Source organism: Wolbachia endosymbiont (group B) of Erebia ligea, from assembly GCF_947179575.1.
Taxonomy (GTDB): Bacteria; Pseudomonadota; Alphaproteobacteria; order Rickettsiales; family Anaplasmataceae; genus Wolbachia; species Wolbachia pipientis_C.
Map to the genome: position 1 here is coordinate 53462 of NZ_CAMXBW010000001.1, position 16323 is coordinate 69784.

The window sequence follows — 16323 nt, forward strand, 5'->3', positions numbered from 1 at the left end:
TAAGGCCCGTGTGGCGGAATCGGTAGACGCAGCGGACTTAAAATCCGTGGGTTTTGCGACCTTGGGAGTTCAAGTCTCCCCATGGGCACCAGTTTAATTTATTAAAAAAGTATGAAATGGCTTGATATAGAAGATATTGCAGAAGCTCTAGAAGAGAAATTTCCAAATGAAGATATAATTAGTATTAGATTCACTGAACTTAAAAGAAAAGTCTTGGATTTAGAAGAGTTTGATGATGATGAAAAGTATTGTAATGAAAAAATATTAGAGGCCATTCAAGCAACTTGGATTGCAGAAAGATCTTAAAAAACAGATAGCTATAAGAAAATTACTGCATACAGTAAAAAGATAATCTTCTTGGAAATACTATACTTTACTCGAATTTTACTTAGCTTCATAATAATTTAACAAATTACAATTAAAAATGATTACAAGGTAGGAAACACAAAATTCTGGCAAATGCTAGATATACAAATACTGCTTTTTATGTGTGAGGCCGAGGGTCATGAAAACAATAAGTTAGTTTTTTGTATAAGAAAGTTGTAATATAATTTAATTTTAAGCACTGGAAAGATGTTTAAATATAGCGGGCCAAAGAAATTAAAATCTATAATAGAAAACTATGCATTAAAATGCATGAAAAATAAGATCAGCAAAAATGAAATACGTCTTATTTTAAACTGGAAAAGTATAGTTGGAGAGGAATTAGCAGAATGTACAAAACCACAAAAGATCTCATACGCACAAAACGTAAATTCTGGTGTTCTTCATCTGTTAGTAACAAATGGCAGTAAAGCATTGGAAATGCAGCATATGGTTTCTCTTGTAATAGAAAAAATTACAGTTTTTTTTGGCTATAAAGCAGTATACGGTATAAAAATCAAGCAAGGGAGTTGACTATTTCACTATATCAGGTTAACCTAGTTACATAGGATAAATTGGTATATTGAAGTGAGTAGAATTTGTGAGTTAACAAATAGAAAAAAGTCTTTTGGTAATAAGGTATCGCATTCAAATCGTAAAACAAAGCGTACCTTTCTCTTAAATTTACATAAAGTTACATTGACGAGTAATATATTAGACAAAAAGTTTAGCTTTCGTATAGCAACAAGAACTTTAAGAACTATAGACTATAAAGGTGATCTTGATGCTTTCTTGCTCAATACAAAAACAATTAAACTAAGTAAAGAAGCACAAAAGATAAAAAGAAGGTTAAAGAAAGTTTTAGCAAAACAAGAGGTAGAATTAGCTGTTTCAGATGCATAGTAAGCCTATATGGCTCAGAGCAAAAGCTCCAGCTGGTAAAATATTCAATGAAACCTTAAACACTGTTAAGCTACATAACTTACATACAGTATGCGAAGAAGCTGCGTGTCCAAATATTGGTGAATGTTGGAATAAACGTCATGCTACTGTGATGATTCTCGGTTCTGTTTGTACTCGTGCTTGTGCGTTTTGCAACGTTGCAACTGGCATTCCTGATAAGCTCGATCCTCATGAACCAGAAAATTTAGCAAAAGCAATAAAAAAGTTAAATTTAAAGCACGTTGTCATTACCTCTGTTGACCGTGACGATTTACCAGATGGTGGTGCAAATCAGTTTATAAGGTGTATAGAAGAAATTAGAAAGATAACTTCGGAAACAACAATAGAGATTCTTACTCCTGATTTTTTAAATAAGAAAGAAGCGTTTGAAGCAATAGCTATTGCATCACCTGATGTTTATAATCACAATATCGAAACAGTACCAAGGCTGTATGCAAAAATAAGACCGAGAGCTCGTTATTTTCATTCACTATATTTGCTAAAGATGGTGAAACAGATTAATCCTAAACTTTTTACGAAGTCAGGGCTTATGGTTGGTCTTGGAGAAACAAAAGAAGAAATCTTTCAGGTTATGGATGATTTACGTAGCGCCGAAGTTGACTTCATTACAATTGGTCAATATTTGCAACCAACTCCAAAGCATGTAAAGGTTGATAGATATGTTACCCCAGAAGAGTTTGAGCATTATAAATATATTGCTTATTCCAAAGGCTTTTTGGTAGTTGCATCAAGCCCATTAACGCGGTCATCGTACCACGCTGAAGAAGATTTTAACAGACTTGCTGCTGCTAAAACTTCAACCTAATTTAACCTATCTGTTCAAGGAAATGTGCACTCCCTTTCTTTTCATTCAAGTAGCCTCTTATCCTTCCAGTATCCCCTGTCATTAGAGTAGTTAACACTGAAATCATAGGACTGACCAGGCAATAAGAACTGGTCACGCGCTGGAATGACACCGTCATAAATTGCTAGGCCTTCATAATTTCATCCCAGTTTCCTCTTTACTCTTGTCATCCCAGTACTTGATACTGGGATCCAGAAGACTGATTAGTCAATCAGAACTGGTCACGCGCTAGAATGACATCATTGTTTTTTGCATGAAAAGACTGGATTTTCATGATACCCACTTATTAGTTTCGTCTAATTTATTTTACCACTCTGCTGAACGGATACATTCTAACTGAGAGCAAAGCACACTTACATCATTTAACACCTTCAGTGGCTCCCCTAGACTATGTTCCACTTTTGTCTCAAATTTAAACCCCAAATTTCCAAAAAATTCTTGAAAATACTCAATAGTAATGTCACACAAACTTCTACCACTTGCTTTATAATTTTTCAGCTCTTTCGGAATATTAATAAGCACTTTACCATCTTCATATGTTATACTTCTACCCTTAGATTTTAACTTAAATTTTATTGAACTGTGAAAATTTGGTGTTTTAATATCATTAACAGGATTAATGCTGCACACCTTTATACAATCCATGCTAAAATTGAGTTTTAGACAATTGGAGTCACGGCAATCCATACTATAAGTTATTATTATGTGAGAATCTAACACAAGCAAGCCAAATGGAGAAAGAGCCTTTAATATATGAAGAAACAGAAAATGATTATACCCTTCTTGATGATAGTTAGTTATCAATTCTTCCATGATAGAGTCACTCGGAACTTCTGCACCAGCATATTCAAATATTTTTATGAAAATTTGCTTAAGAAATGGACTATAGTTCTTTCTTCCATTCTCATCTTCTAAAATGAGATCTTTATGTTTTGAATATAGCTTCTCAATAAGCTCATTAGGCACTTCTTTCTCATTAATAGTAAGGTTGTGTGATCTACCAAGGTCAATATATGTTTTGTAACTAAAGTTCCAACTATCTGATTTTATTGATATAGACTTTAAATCAGCATATTTGAGCTTTTCTACTTCAGATTTTAATGCATTAACTATTTTTTTTGACATATCACAATCTTATATTATATACGTATTACGTACTTTTCATCATAAGTAAAGGTTTTCTGTAAAACTTGATTTACTTTTTATTATACTCACCTTATTAAAAAAAAGCAGAGATTTCAATATCTTATTTTAAATTCTTCAAGTTTAGATTCTTATCTTGGGATGTATTTATATCACTTAATGCTCGAAGTGGCTTATCCAGATTATACTCAAAATTTTCCTCAAAAAAGTGAAATCCAAATTTTTCGCAAAATTTCTGAAAATACTCAATAATAACGTCAAACAAATTCTTATCATTTGCTTTGTAGTTTTTCAGCTCCTTAGGAATAGTAAGAGACACCTTACCTCCTTCATACTTCACATTTTAGTTTAAACTCCACTACGCTAAAACTGAACTTCAGACAATTGGAATCTTCACAACTCATACAGGTCATTTCTCTGTAAGAAGGATTTGAGAAATATGAGGAATAAACGCGCAACCCAAAAGGATGAAATGTTTGATTACGAAAAGAATTTCTTGTACCCAAGTCTATTATAATGAGTTATCAGGTATCCGTTCAGAGGTGTGGTTTAAGAAACAACAGCTAGCAGGTTTTGAAAAGGGTTTAATTCCTTTTGTTTCCAAGTCAGATACAACGAAATTATCCGCTCAAGAAATCTATTCCCTCGCTCTGACTGTGCAAAATATGAATTCTTACGATAGACAACATAATGCCGTATCTGTCGCTCAACATGGTTATTCGTTAATGGAATATTCTCTGGGTCATCCAAAAATGTCCACATCATTGACTCGGATTTTATAATACCCTTTACCGTTCGTGAAGCTCCTTTTGCTTCAAGTATATAAGATATTTTTATCATGCAGTACTGTATGTATCTTCGTAATTCTTTAGCTTGCTTAGTGAACTTTGAAATACTAATTTCATTTTCTGACAAAGCGTTTTTTAATACAAACAATCCATTAGCTGCGTCTTTTAAACAATGGCCAAGTCTCATTACTTCACTATTCCAACTATGAGATAACCTCTCGAAATTTCTCAATAAGTGAGCCCAACAAATTTGTCGTTTTTCATCACTGAAGTGGTTGTAAACTGCATATCTGTCAGTAATTACCAGGTTTTTGTAATCACAAAATGCACTATTCTTTAAAAATTTCATTCCTCTTGTATCTGCTAACTTCATAAGACTTGCTTTATTGTTGGCAAACATCCAGCACCATCCCAATTTGCCTTTGTTGTAGTGACTGGTTTCATCAATATGCAAAATTTCGCTTGCTTTTATTTCTTCCTCTATTTGTTCATAGGCTTCTTTACATTTTGACGAAACCCTTGCTTCACTATTGGACACACTACCAACACTTATACTCATGTTAAAGATGTCTTTCATAATATTCGCTATTTCTCGCTTTGAATTCTTATAAAACCCACTTAGTGATGCAACTACTGACTTAACTCTAGGACCAAAGGTATCCGGTGTAACTCCTTCTGGTAATTTGCTACTCCTTCTTTTTCCGCATTTACGACAGCGACCATGTTCTAATTGATACTCAACTACGTAAGGCTTAATTTCTGGTAAATCAACTTTTTGATAGACATATGGTTTTTCCGATATTGCGATTTCTTCACCACACTCGCATCTATTTGGTAACTCTACCTTCACCACCTCATCTGCTTCCATTTTAGCTCGGCAATTCCCCTTATGTCCAACTTGACCACCTATCTTCCTGCCGCCCTCTGACTTATCTTCTGGTGTGTCTTTTTTTATTTTGTACAGCTCTTTTGAACTTGGTAAAGATGAATTCCTTGAGTTTAAGCCGAGTCTCTCTCTTAGTTCAGCATTCTCTATTTCTAAGATTTTATTTTTTTCTTCAAGCTTTGCTACTTTCTGCTCTAAGTTTTTACATAACTCTACAATACTGATCAACAATTGAAGCATCTAGCCTTACTTTACTATCAACATTTTGTGTTATTACTACTTTAATATATTATGTCAATTGTTTTTTATCCTTGCCACACCTCTGAACGGATACGTTATCAGTTCTTCCATAATAGAGTCATTTGGAACTGCTGCACCGGCGTATTACGTGAAGATTTGCTTAAGAAACAGACGATAACTCCCTTTTTTGTCCTTATCTTCTGTAATGAGATTTTCATATTTTAAATATAAATTTTTAATTAAATCATTAGTTATTGCCTTCCCATTAATAACAAGGTCACAAACAAATTCATATTCACTATTGAAGTCCATATCCAAATCTTTATATGTTCTATAATCAGAACTCTCTGTAGACTGCAAATCAGCATATCTCCTCTCCCTCGCCTTATCTTTCAGCTCATTAATCACTTCTTTTGACATATATACTATTAATAGCTCTTATACTATAATACGTATATAATTATTAACCTTTTAATAATATAGACTATCAACTGTAACCTGAGTTACTTTCCGGTTTACACTTGATTACTCTAACGATAGATTTTCCAATTCCATCTGATCTACTTGTACTTTTTCTAACTCACTTTTTACCTGTTTATGGTATAAGTTTGCTCCTCTAACCCAAGATAGGTCACCATTTATTGTACAAACGTAATTGCCATTGTTCTTTTCAAAAAAAAATAACCCTATTTTGCTTTCGTCTTGACCGATTAATCCATTACGGACTACTTCTACGGTATAAAATTGACCTAAATTTAAACCTATTTCACGATACCTAGAATAATGACACACTAGCGGCTCATATAGTTCTCTGATCTTACCATTTCTTAGATCAACTATTTTGTGCTCTATCTTATCTAATTCCTCTATAACACTCTTCCCTTTTTTCTTCGCTTCATCATCTAACAGCTGTTTCTCTCCCAACCCTTTATAAATAGCAAAAAACCGTAGTTTTTCTTTTTTCGAAAAATTAGATAAACGCTCTGCTAACTCATAGCACATTTTTTCTTGACTCAGTATTGCGCTTTTATATTGAGATAAAATATTAATCGCTATATGTGGACAACTTACTGCAATCAGATCATTATTTAAATCCGTTTTAATAATTTTGCCGGTCTCTTGATTAACATGTGCAGTAATTTGCCCTAACAAAATTCCCTCAGGGATTGTTATATCCTTCCCTATATGAGAGTTAATGGCTTTTAAAGAATCAAAATCTATATATATTCCATCTTCATGTTCTGTAAACTTCTTCAAGAGTGCCAGAGCAATTAATCTAAAAGTATCTATTTCAACAGCAAAGTATGTTCTTTGTTCATCTGTCATGTTATACATATTTTTGAAGAAGTCCTTTATGCTAATGTCTTCGCCATCTATCTTCCATCCCGTATCTATTTCGCTCCAGTCATACTGATGCAAGTCTATAACATGTACTCCTTCAATTCCTTTCAGTTCACGCTTTAAATCATCTATTTGATTTTCTTCGAACCCAGGACCATTGATAACCAAATATATGTCCCTCTCCTCTTTATTTTTTAATTTATGATTTTTGATTATATCTAAGTAATTAAGTTCGCTGTTCTTACCATCAGGTAGAGATGCACCATATACTCTTGGCACCCATGTTAGTATTATTGGTGCTTCATTTGATAATTTACCGATCATTATTCTACCTCAACACACTTATACTATAATAAGCTTTTAGCAAAAAAAGTCAACCGAAAATTCTCGCTTCTGATTAAATTCAGCGCTCTAAGCCATTGACAGCATATATATCTGGTTCATCTATCACCTTCAGTGGCCTGCCAAGGTTGTGCTCTATGTTTATATTACGCTCAGAATTGTACTCTATTTTTGTATCAAACTTAAAGCCCAATTTCTCGCAGAGCTTTTTTAAATATTCAACAATCTTGTTAATAATATCAGTAAGCTTATCAAGCAGACTGTCATCGCCAGCTTTGTAATCTTCTAACTCTTTAGGAATTGTAAGCAACACTTTACCATCTTCATATGTCACATTTCCATCTTTATATTTCAGTTTAAATTCTACTGAGCCGGATAAATTGCACAACTCATGAAAATGACCAAAATACTCAATTTCAGTATCAGTTACAGGAATTCTTTCCATACTAAAGCTAAATTTTAAACGATTAGGGTCATAGCAATCCATACGAAAGGTTCTTTCGCCATTACAATTCGTCAATAATTTGAGTCCAGTTTTTTCCCAATCCTCTATTGAAGAATAACTTTCATAAAGAAATTTAACATATCCTGACTGATTATAGTGAGCTGCCAACTCCTTAATAATCAAATCATTTGGAACTGTTGCGCCAGCGTACCGAAACATTTCATGAAAAATTGTGCTTTCTCCTCTCATACCTCCTAGAAGCTGACGAATAACCTCATTGGTTACTACTGTACCATTAATGATAATGTTATTCACTCTGATAAGATCAGTATATGTAATATGATAGTCAATTTCCCTAGCTTTCAAATTTTGATATTTAAGCTCTTTTACTTTAGCTTTCAGTGCATTAACTATTTTTTTTGACATATTATTCCCTCTATCACATAGATTAATACTAGTATTATATTTTATTGACTGTCAATTATTTAGAACCTTTGCTTTAAAGGACTTTCTATTTTTAATATAGAAAAGTCCTTTGATAACTGTTATGCAAGCGATAGCTTTTCCATTGCTACCCTGTCTACTTCTGTTGCTTCTAGCTTTTTATCCACCTGCTGACAGTATAAACTCTCACCCTTCATCCAGGATAAATCACTTCCTAGTACGGAAACATAATTACCATTATTACAATTAAAAGAAAATGATGGACATTTGCTTACTTTCTCACCACTTAATTGAACAAGAAGAGGTTTTATTGTACTCATTTGAGCAGAATTTAAGCTAAATTCACCAAGTCCGGTGTTAATATAATGAAAGTTTTCAATATTATATAGCTCTTGTATTCCATTGCTTTCAAAGTCTGAAATACATTTTTTTATCTTTTCCTTTGCTTGCTTAATTGTTTCATTTTTGAGTTCTTCATCTTTTATGAATAAGGAAACTCCTCTATCTAATTCTTCTTCTTGTTCTAAGGCTAGAGATAAGCGCTTTTTAACCTCATTACAAGCTTCTTTTTGGCTCAGTATTCTATCTTTATAATTAGACAAGATGCTAACTGCTACACTTGAATTATTTACCGCAATGCAATCATTATTTGTAAAAATCATTAGGTTTTTATATTCGTCGTAATGATTCGAGTTCTTTATATCTACTGCACTTGTGTAGTTCGTATTTCCTTCTTGATCAAGAAAACACGCTATAACATTTCCTAATAAAATTCCCTCAGGAATTGTTATATCCTTCCCTATATGAGTGGGAATGGGTTTTAAAGAATCAAAGTCTATATATTGCACCTTTCTCTCCTGTCATTTTTTCTGAAAGAGCAAGAGCAATTAATCTAAAAGTATCTATTTCAATAGCAAAATACATCCTTTGCTCCTCCGACATATTATACATATTTTTGAAGAAGTCCTTTATGCTAATATCTTTACCATCTATTTTCCATCCTTCATCTATCTCACTCCAGTTATATTGATGCAAATCTACAACATGCACTCCTTCAATTCCTTTCAGTTCACGCTTTAAATCATCTATTTGATTTTCTTCGAACCCAGGACCATTGATAACCAAATATATGTCTCTCTCTTCTTTATTCTTTAATTTATGGTTTTTGATTATATCTAAGTAATTAAGATCACTATTTTTACCATTCGGTAAAGATGCACCATGCACTCTTGGCACCCATGTTAGTATTATTGGTGCTTCATTTGATAATTCATTTACACTATTAGTCATAATTTTACCTTACTATATTGCTATGTTAATATTATAGTGGATTTTTTAATGAAACACAAGTTCCTGCTGGTAAGATCTCATTTATGAAGTCCTTCTCTCCTAGTTCACAATTTTTGTTTCCGTATTTTCCAATGAATCACCATAAGTGACTGCTTTTAGGTAAAATTTTCTTCCTTCTTGCACTTCGAAAGAAATTATTGAATCATCAAGCAGAATGAATTTTTCACCTGCAGTGTGTTCATATTTCTTAGTCCCTTTTTGACCTCTAATTAGGTTGCTAAGCTTATATTTATTTTTATCTATAAGCTTGGCATCTTGGAATTTTATTATCTCTTTGCCAACCAGCGCTAACACAGTTGGATTCATGACGTCTAGCTTACCAAAACGTAGCACTACTGTAATTCCCTCATCGGTAGATTCGATTACATATCCGTAAATAGATTGTGTATTTGCGCTCGCGATGGGCTTATAATTTTTATCATCATACGAAATAAAAAGCGTTGCTCCTTTCCAACCTTCCTCTTCACTAATTAAAGTAAAACTTGCGATATTACCTTTAATATGCGGTAAATCTATCATTTCTACGATAGATTTACTGATGTGAGAAGGAGGGTATTCTTTAAGCATAAGTGATCTTGTTGAAGGAAAGGAGAGCTTGTATATAGAGGGATCATAACCAACTCCTATTACTTGAATGGACATGCTTTCAAACTTTGTTTTTATAATTCTCATCGTATGTCTTTTCTCACCATCTGAAATTGCTATTACATCACTTGGTAAAAGCCATGCATATTTTATCGGTAGCTTAAAGTTGTATAAATTTCTCTCTTGCCACGAAGAATAAAGTAAAACTTCAGCTATATTTTGCGCCTCCCCTTCCTCCATAATGAGCGGTATTGGAACTGTTGCAGCATTGCCCTGCCTTGGGAGTTCAGCATATTTCACATCAATTGGATAGCCAAAGATGTTAATCCTATTGTTTAAATCTAATTGACTAAGCTGTATCAGCTTGGGATTGTGATTGAAAACAGTTTCGTCAACTGGTATACCAGTTGTCACTCCCCTGCCCTTTTGAATAAATTTCAGTTTTGAGTTCTGTTCAACCACATCAAAAAAATAGCACCTTCGCAGCATTTTAATAATTGAGCGTACGGGTTGCTGATCATTTATTACATACCCAGATAGTAATCCTTTAACATCACTTGTATCAAACTGATCGCCTTTGAGACCTACCTTTTGCAACAGATCAGACAAAACATCGGAAACATTAAGTTGTGAAATTTTTCCCTGAATCCAGTGCCCGGTCTGCCAGTTATGGCAGTCAGCCCACATGTCACATAAATTGGGGAAATAAGGAAATGGCCTTGCATCCCACGCCCAGAGGAACATTTTCTGTATCCGTTCAGAGGTGTGGCAAGGATAAAAAACAATTGACATAATATATTAAAGTAGTAATAACACAAAATGTTGATAGTAAAGTAAGGCTAGATGCTTCAATTGTTGATCAGTATTGTAGAGTTATGTAAAAACTTAGAGCAGAAAGTAGCAAAGCTTGAAGAAAAAAATAAAATCTTAGAAATAGAGAATGCTGAACTAAGAGAGAGACTCGGCTTAAACTCAAGGAATTCATCTTTACCAAGTTCAAAAGAGCTGTACAAAATAAAAAAAGACACACCAGAAGATAAGTCAGAGGGCGGCAGGAAGATAGGTGGTCAAGTTGGACATAAGGGGAATTGCCGAGCTAAAATGGAAGCAGATGAGGTGGTGAAGGTAGAGTTACCAAATAGATGCGAGTGTGGTGAAGAAATCGCAATATCGGAAAAACCATATGTCTATCAAAAAGTTGATTTACCAGAAATTAAGCCTTACGTAGTTGAGTATCAATTAGAACATGGTCGCTGTCGTAAATGCGGAAAAAGAAGGAGTAGCAAATTACCAGAAGGAGTTACACCGGATACCTTTGGTCCTAGAGTTAAGTCAGTAGTTGCATCACTAAGTGGGTTTTATAAGAATTCAAAGCGAGAAATAGCGAATATTATGAAAGACATCTTTAACATGAGTATAAGTGTTGGTAGTGTGTCCAATAGTGAAGCAAGGGTTTCGTCAAAATGTAAAGAAGCCTATGAACAAATAGAGGAAGAAATAAAAGCAAGCGAAATTTTGCATATTGATGAAACCAGTCACTACAACAAAGGCAAATTGGGATGGTGCTGGATGTTTGCCAACAATAAAGCAAGTCTTATGAAGTTAGCAGATACAAGAGGAATGAAATTTTTAAAGAATAGTGCATTTTGTGATTACAAAAACCTGGTAATTACTGACAGATATGCAGTTTACAACCACTTCAGTGATGAAAAACGACAAATTTGTTGGGCTCACTTATTGAGAAATTTCGAGAGGTTATCTCATAGTTGGAATAGTGAAGTAATGAGACTTGGCCATTGTTTAAAAGACGCAGCTAATGGATTGTTTGTATTAAAAAACGCTTTGTCAGAAAATGAAATTAGTATTTCAAAGTTCACTAAGCAAGCTAAAGAATTACGAAGATACATACAGTACTGCATGATAAAAATATCTTATATACTTGAAGCAAAAGGAGCTTCACGAACGGTAAAGGGTATTATAAAATCCGAGTCAATGATGTGGACATTTTTGGATGACCCAGAGAATATTCCATTAACGAATAACCATGTTGAGCGACAGATACGGCATTATGTTGTCTATCGTAAGAATTCATATTTTGCACAGTCAGAGCGAGGGAATAGATTTCTTGAGCGGATAATTTCGTTGTATCTGACTTGGAAACAAAAGGAATTAAACCCTTTTCAAAACCTGCTAGCTGTTGTTTCTTAAACCACACCTCTGAACGGATACAAAAAAACTACAACAAGAATTGAGCCTTGTTACAGATAGCTTGAAAAACTTTTCCTCAAGTGTTGAATCAAAGCTTGATCAAGTGGATTGGCAGACTAAGCAAAATATTATTAGAATGTTAATTCATCAAATTGAAATCAATCACAATCACTTGTATATAGTATTTCGCATAAAAAGTCTTGCAAATTTTGATCAAAATAGCCATAATAGAATTATGCAATGTTGTACTAGCAGTCAATATTGTTGGACTGCCGGATAAAACTGTTGCAGAATCGAGAGAGCGTATCAGAGCAGCGTTAAATTCAATCAATCTTCTGTTACCTCCAAAAAGGATTACGGTTAATCTTTCCCCTGCGGATTTGCTTAAAGAAGGTAGTCATTATGACTTAGCTATTGCTGTTGGATTACTTGTTGTAATGAATGTGATACCAGTTGAAAAAGTTCAGTCTTATATAATTATGGGCGAGCTTGCACTAGACAGCAGAGTCATACCAATCTCAGGAGTACTTCCAACAGCAATCAATGCAAAACAGGTAAATAAAGGAGTAATTTGCCCAAGGGGAAATGGAGTAGAAGCTTCATGGGTAAAGAATGTTTCTATTCTAGCTATAGAGAAATTAACCGATATTATCAGACATTTTAAGGGTGAGCAGTTAATTCAGCCGGTAACTTTTAACTATAGCGCTGCACCCAAAGAAAAAAATTCAGTTCTAGATATAAAGGATATTAAAGGTCAAGTTGTTGCAAAAAGAGCAGCTGAAATTGCAGCAGCAGGTGGACACAATATGCTTCTTGTTGGACCTCCTGGTACTGGAAAGTCAATGCTTGCTAAGCGATTTATAGGGCTATTACCCGATTTGACTGAACAAGAGATGATTGATGTTAATATCATCTCTAGCATAACAAAAGCCGGTAACGAAACATTTAAAGTAACTCGTCCCTTTCGTGAACCTCATCACTCATGCTCGATGTCAGCGATGATAGGAGGAGGAAAAAATGCAAAGCCTGGGGAAATCACCATGGCTCACAATGGTGTGTTATTTCTTGATGAGCTACCTGAATTTCCAAGGCTTGTGCTTGATTCTCTACGCCAACCACTTGAAGATAGAAAGGTAACTATTGCACGTGCAAATGTTCACATTACTTATCCAGCTAATTTTCAACTTATAGCTGCAATGAACCCTTGCAGGTGCGGTTATTTAGGTGATGCAAGTAGATCGTGCAACAAAGCTCCAAAGTGCGGCACAGATTATAGAAATAAAATATCAGGACCTTTGCTTGATAGAATAGACATATGCATTGAAATGCCAAACGTCAATATATTCTCTCCTGAAATTTGTTCAGAAGGAGAAAGTACTAAGACGATAAGAGAAAGAGTGATATCAGCGAGAAAAATTCAAACTGAGCGTTATAGTAAATTTAATATTCGTTGCAATGCAGAAGTCAGTGGTGAAGCATTAAATAAATTCACTGAACCAGATCAGGAAGGGTTAGAATTGCTAAAATACGTACTGAAAGAAAATTACATTTCCAATCGAGGCTATACACGTGTATTAAGAGTCGCAAGAACCATTGCAGATCTTGCGAAAAGTGAGGAAATAAAAAGAGCACATATCTCAGAAGCGCTGAATTACAGAATAAGAATGTATAAATAAATTAATTTACTTGACAGAAAACTTTTTTTTGCCATATACTACCATTAGTGAAATTTTAATATTTTTGGAGTAGAGTTATGTCAAGAATGGAAGCAATAAAAAGTAAATATAAAAAAGAGGTTTGGCTAGCGGTTAAAGAAGTGCCTGTGCAAGGTTGGGATCTCGTAAAAGAACATAAAGGCAAGACAATTGGTATTTCTTTAGCAGTTATAGCAGTAGCCTCGCTTACAGCTGCTTATCTCTTAAGCCCAGCTTATGCAACTTTTGTTGGTACAGTTGGAACAAAAGCTGCAACACTTGTTAGTCCTGCTATTACTGCAATGTCTGCATTTGCAGTTGCTCATCCACTTGTTGCTAGTTTGGTAGTTCTTGCTGCAGTAGCAGCTTTAATAACTGCACCTGTGTATGCATATAAAAACAGTAATAAGACAGCTAAAATTGAGGAAGTAAAGCAAGATATACTTAATGCTTGTGAAAAAAATAGTGATGGTAGTCTTAAAACTAGTAATGGGAGTAATCTAACACTTGTTAGTGGTAAAGATCCATCAACAGTATTGTACGGAGTTGCGGAAGCAATTGGATTGGCACTAGCACCGCACCAGCAAAATAAGTAATTTCAACAAAGCAAAAGGGATAGAAGCCTATCCCTTTTTCACAATTTTTTTTTGCATCTTAAGCAGTATGATCTGAAAATCTATAATCATTACATCTATTAATGTTAAGAATAAGTAAATCTTGTTTACTATTTGTATATATCAAAACGAAAAATGTTTGCATATTGTTAAAAAAGCAGTAACTTGTTATTAAGTGAATTCACTAATATTTGAGTAATTTAAATGTCAATTGACCTTAGTTTACCAGAATTACCCATATTGCACCCAAGGATTACTGTTGTGGGAGTGGGTGGTGCTGGCGGAAATGCTGTAAACAACATGATCCAATCCAATTTGCAAGGGGTAAATTTTGTTGTAGCAAATACCGATGCTCAAGCGTTAGAGAAGTCGTTATGTGATAAAAAAATTCAACTTGGTATTAACTTAACTAAGGGCCTTGGTGCTGGTGCTTTGCCTGATGTTGGTAAAGGTGCAGCAGAAGAATCAATTGATGAGATTATGGAGCATATAAAAGATAGCCATATGCTCTTTATCACAGCAGGTATGGGTGGTGGTACTGGAACAGGTGCTGCACCGGTAATTGCAAAAGCAGCAAGAGAAGCAAGAGCGGTAGTTAAAGATAAAGGAGCAAAAGAAAAAAAGATACTGACTGTTGGAGTTGTAACTAAGCCGTTCGGTTTTGAAGGTGTGCGACGTATGCGCATTGCAGAGCTTGGACTTGAAGAGTTGCAAAAATACGTAGATACACTTATTGTCATTCCCAATCAAAATTTATTTAGAATTGCTAACGAGAAAACTACATTTGCTGACGCATTTCAACTCGCCGATAATGTTCTGCATATTGGCATAAGAGGAGTAACTGATTTGATGATCATGCCAGGACTGATTAATCTTGATTTTGCTGATATAGAAACAGTAATGAGTGAGATGGGTAAAGCAATGATTGGTACTGGAGAGGCAGAAGGAGAAGATAGGGCAATTAGTGCTGCAGAGGCTGCGATATCTAATCCATTACTTGATAATGTATCAATGAAAGGTGCACAAGGAATATTGATTAATATTACTGGTGGTGGAGATATGACTTTATTTGAAGTTGATGCTGCAGCCAATAGAGTACGTGAAGAAGTGGATGAAAATGCAAATATAATATTTGGTGCTACTTTTGATCAGGCGATGGAGGGAAGAGTTAGAGTTTCTGTTCTTGCAACTGGCATTGATAGCTGTAACAACAATTCATCTGTTAATCAAAACAAGATCCCAGCAGAGGAAAAAAATTTTAAATGGCCTTATAATCAAATTCCAATATCAGAAACAAAAGAATATGCTTCAACTGAGCAAACAAATGAAAGAGTTAAGTGGGGCAGCAATGTTTATGATATACCAGCTTATTTAAGAAGAAAAAAATAATGCAATTTTGGCTACTAAAGTCAGAGCCAAGTGAATACTCGTGGCAAAAAATGGGAAAGGAGCAGGTGACGCAGTGGAATGGTGTATGCAATTATCAAGCTCAAAATTACATGAGAGCTATGAAATTAGGCGATCTTGCATTTTTTTATCATACAGGTAAAGAGAGAGTTATACTTGGAATAGTTGAAGTATTAAAGGAGTATTATCATGTTTATAACTCCAAATTTGGACTAGTGAATGTAAAACTTTTAAAACCTTTAAGTAACCAAGTGACGTTAAACAGTATAAAACAAAACCCACTTTTGAAAAATATGGTTATATTAAAACAATCACGTTTATCAGTTTCTCCGGTTTTAGAGACTGAGTGGAATGAAATAATAAGGATGAGTGATGTGTAATACCTGTTGCCAAACAATATTACCTCAGCACACAACATACAGCTGTATGAGTGTTTGTTTCGAAGTAGCCGATTTTGCATCAAACACAAAGCAGTGCTTGACACTGGAATCCAGCTGTAATGCAACCACATTAAAAATGTTGTGTTTTAATATAGCTTTTATATTCACTCACCTAATGTCTAATCAGAATTCCTGGATCCCAGTGTCGGAGCACTGGGATGACATACTTCTAGTGTACAATATTCGTATAGTTGTGTGTATGATACGATGGTCTATAATTCTTCTT

Annotated in this window: 15 protein-coding genes, 1 tRNA gene and 2 pseudogenes; 10 read left to right on the plus strand and 8 right to left on the minus strand. The window is 34.4% G+C overall.

Annotation, left to right across the window (positions count from 1 at the left end; genetic code table 11):
* Positions 1-4: 4 nt before the first annotated feature.
* From OM962_RS00225 to lipA, 5 genes are all read left to right on the plus strand, one after another.
* A tRNA-Leu gene (locus OM962_RS00225) sits at positions 5-91 on the plus strand.
* Between the two features lie 20 nt (positions 92-111).
* Positions 112-306: a Fe-S cluster assembly protein IscX gene (iscX, locus tag OM962_RS00230; RefSeq protein WP_264330429.1), complete on the plus strand. Its 195-nt coding sequence runs from the start codon at positions 112-114 to the stop codon at positions 304-306.
* A 267-nt stretch (positions 307-573) separates the two neighbouring features.
* On the plus strand, positions 574-897 hold the full coding sequence (locus OM962_RS00235; protein WP_006012687.1) for a DUF721 domain-containing protein: 324 nt from the start codon (positions 574-576) through the stop codon (positions 895-897).
* A gap of 54 nt (positions 898-951) precedes the next feature.
* The gene (gene rpmB / locus OM962_RS00240; RefSeq protein WP_015588578.1) at positions 952-1266 is read left to right on the plus strand and encodes a 50S ribosomal protein L28; all 315 of its coding nucleotides are present in this window, start codon (positions 952-954) and stop codon (positions 1264-1266) included.
* Positions 1259-2131: a lipoyl synthase gene (lipA, locus tag OM962_RS00245; RefSeq protein WP_264330430.1), complete on the plus strand. Its 873-nt coding sequence runs from the start codon at positions 1259-1261 to the stop codon at positions 2129-2131. The genes rpmB and lipA overlap by 8 nt, the downstream gene beginning before the upstream one ends.
* Before the next feature lie 345 nt (positions 2132-2476).
* On the opposite strand, the gene OM962_RS00250 is transcribed toward lipA, so the two are convergent.
* The 8 genes and pseudogenes from OM962_RS00250 to OM962_RS00290 all read right to left on the minus strand — a co-directional run.
* Complete coding sequence (locus OM962_RS00250) at positions 2477-3295, minus strand: hypothetical protein (RefSeq protein WP_264330431.1); 819 nt, start codon at positions 3293-3295, stop codon at positions 2477-2479.
* 121 nt (positions 3296-3416) lie between these two features.
* The gene (locus tag OM962_RS00255; RefSeq protein ID WP_264330432.1) at positions 3417-3632 is read right to left on the minus strand and encodes a hypothetical protein; all 216 of its coding nucleotides are present in this window, start codon (positions 3630-3632) and stop codon (positions 3417-3419) included.
* 230 nt (positions 3633-3862) lie between these two features.
* Positions 3863-5215, minus strand: coding sequence for an IS66 family transposase (tnpC, locus tag OM962_RS00260; RefSeq protein ID WP_264330462.1), 1353 nt, complete (start codon positions 5213-5215; stop codon positions 3863-3865).
* A 156-nt stretch (positions 5216-5371) separates the two neighbouring features.
* The gene (locus OM962_RS00265) at positions 5372-5647 is read right to left on the minus strand and encodes a hypothetical protein (RefSeq protein WP_264330433.1); all 276 of its coding nucleotides are present in this window, start codon (positions 5645-5647) and stop codon (positions 5372-5374) included.
* A 105-nt stretch (positions 5648-5752) separates the two neighbouring features.
* Positions 5753-6892, minus strand: coding sequence for a hypothetical protein (locus tag OM962_RS00270; protein WP_264330434.1), 1140 nt, complete (start codon positions 6890-6892; stop codon positions 5753-5755).
* Positions 6893-6971: 79 nt separating this feature from the next.
* On the minus strand, positions 6972-7781 hold the full coding sequence (locus tag OM962_RS00275) for a hypothetical protein (RefSeq protein WP_264330435.1): 810 nt from the start codon (positions 7779-7781) through the stop codon (positions 6972-6974).
* A gap of 119 nt (positions 7782-7900) precedes the next feature.
* Positions 7901-9089: pseudogene (locus OM962_RS07705) on the minus strand (hypothetical protein).
* 99 nt (positions 9090-9188) lie between these two features.
* Positions 9189-10499, minus strand: a pseudogene (locus OM962_RS00290) (phage tail protein); the annotation flags it as partial.
* A gap of 90 nt (positions 10500-10589) precedes the next feature.
* On the opposite strand from OM962_RS00290, the gene tnpC (OM962_RS00295) reads away from it, so the two are divergent.
* From tnpC (OM962_RS00295) to OM962_RS00315, 5 genes are all read left to right on the plus strand, one after another.
* Positions 10590-11942, plus strand: coding sequence for an IS66 family transposase (tnpC, locus tag OM962_RS00295; protein ID WP_264330462.1), 1353 nt, complete (start codon positions 10590-10592; stop codon positions 11940-11942).
* A 209-nt stretch (positions 11943-12151) separates the two neighbouring features.
* The gene (locus tag OM962_RS00300) at positions 12152-13618 is read left to right on the plus strand and encodes a YifB family Mg chelatase-like AAA ATPase (RefSeq protein ID WP_264330439.1); all 1467 of its coding nucleotides are present in this window, start codon (positions 12152-12154) and stop codon (positions 13616-13618) included.
* Between the two features lie 86 nt (positions 13619-13704).
* The gene (locus tag OM962_RS00305) at positions 13705-14232 is read left to right on the plus strand and encodes a hypothetical protein (RefSeq protein ID WP_405196965.1); all 528 of its coding nucleotides are present in this window, start codon (positions 13705-13707) and stop codon (positions 14230-14232) included.
* Positions 14233-14454: 222 nt separating this feature from the next.
* Positions 14455-15639: a cell division protein FtsZ gene (gene ftsZ, locus OM962_RS00310; RefSeq protein WP_264330441.1), complete on the plus strand. Its 1185-nt coding sequence runs from the start codon at positions 14455-14457 to the stop codon at positions 15637-15639.
* Positions 15639-16037 (plus strand): EVE domain-containing protein, encoded by a 399-nt coding sequence (locus OM962_RS00315; protein WP_264330442.1) that lies wholly within the window; start codon positions 15639-15641, stop codon positions 16035-16037. Before ftsZ ends, OM962_RS00315 begins: the two co-directional genes overlap by 1 nt.
* Positions 16038-16323 lie beyond the last annotated feature (286 nt).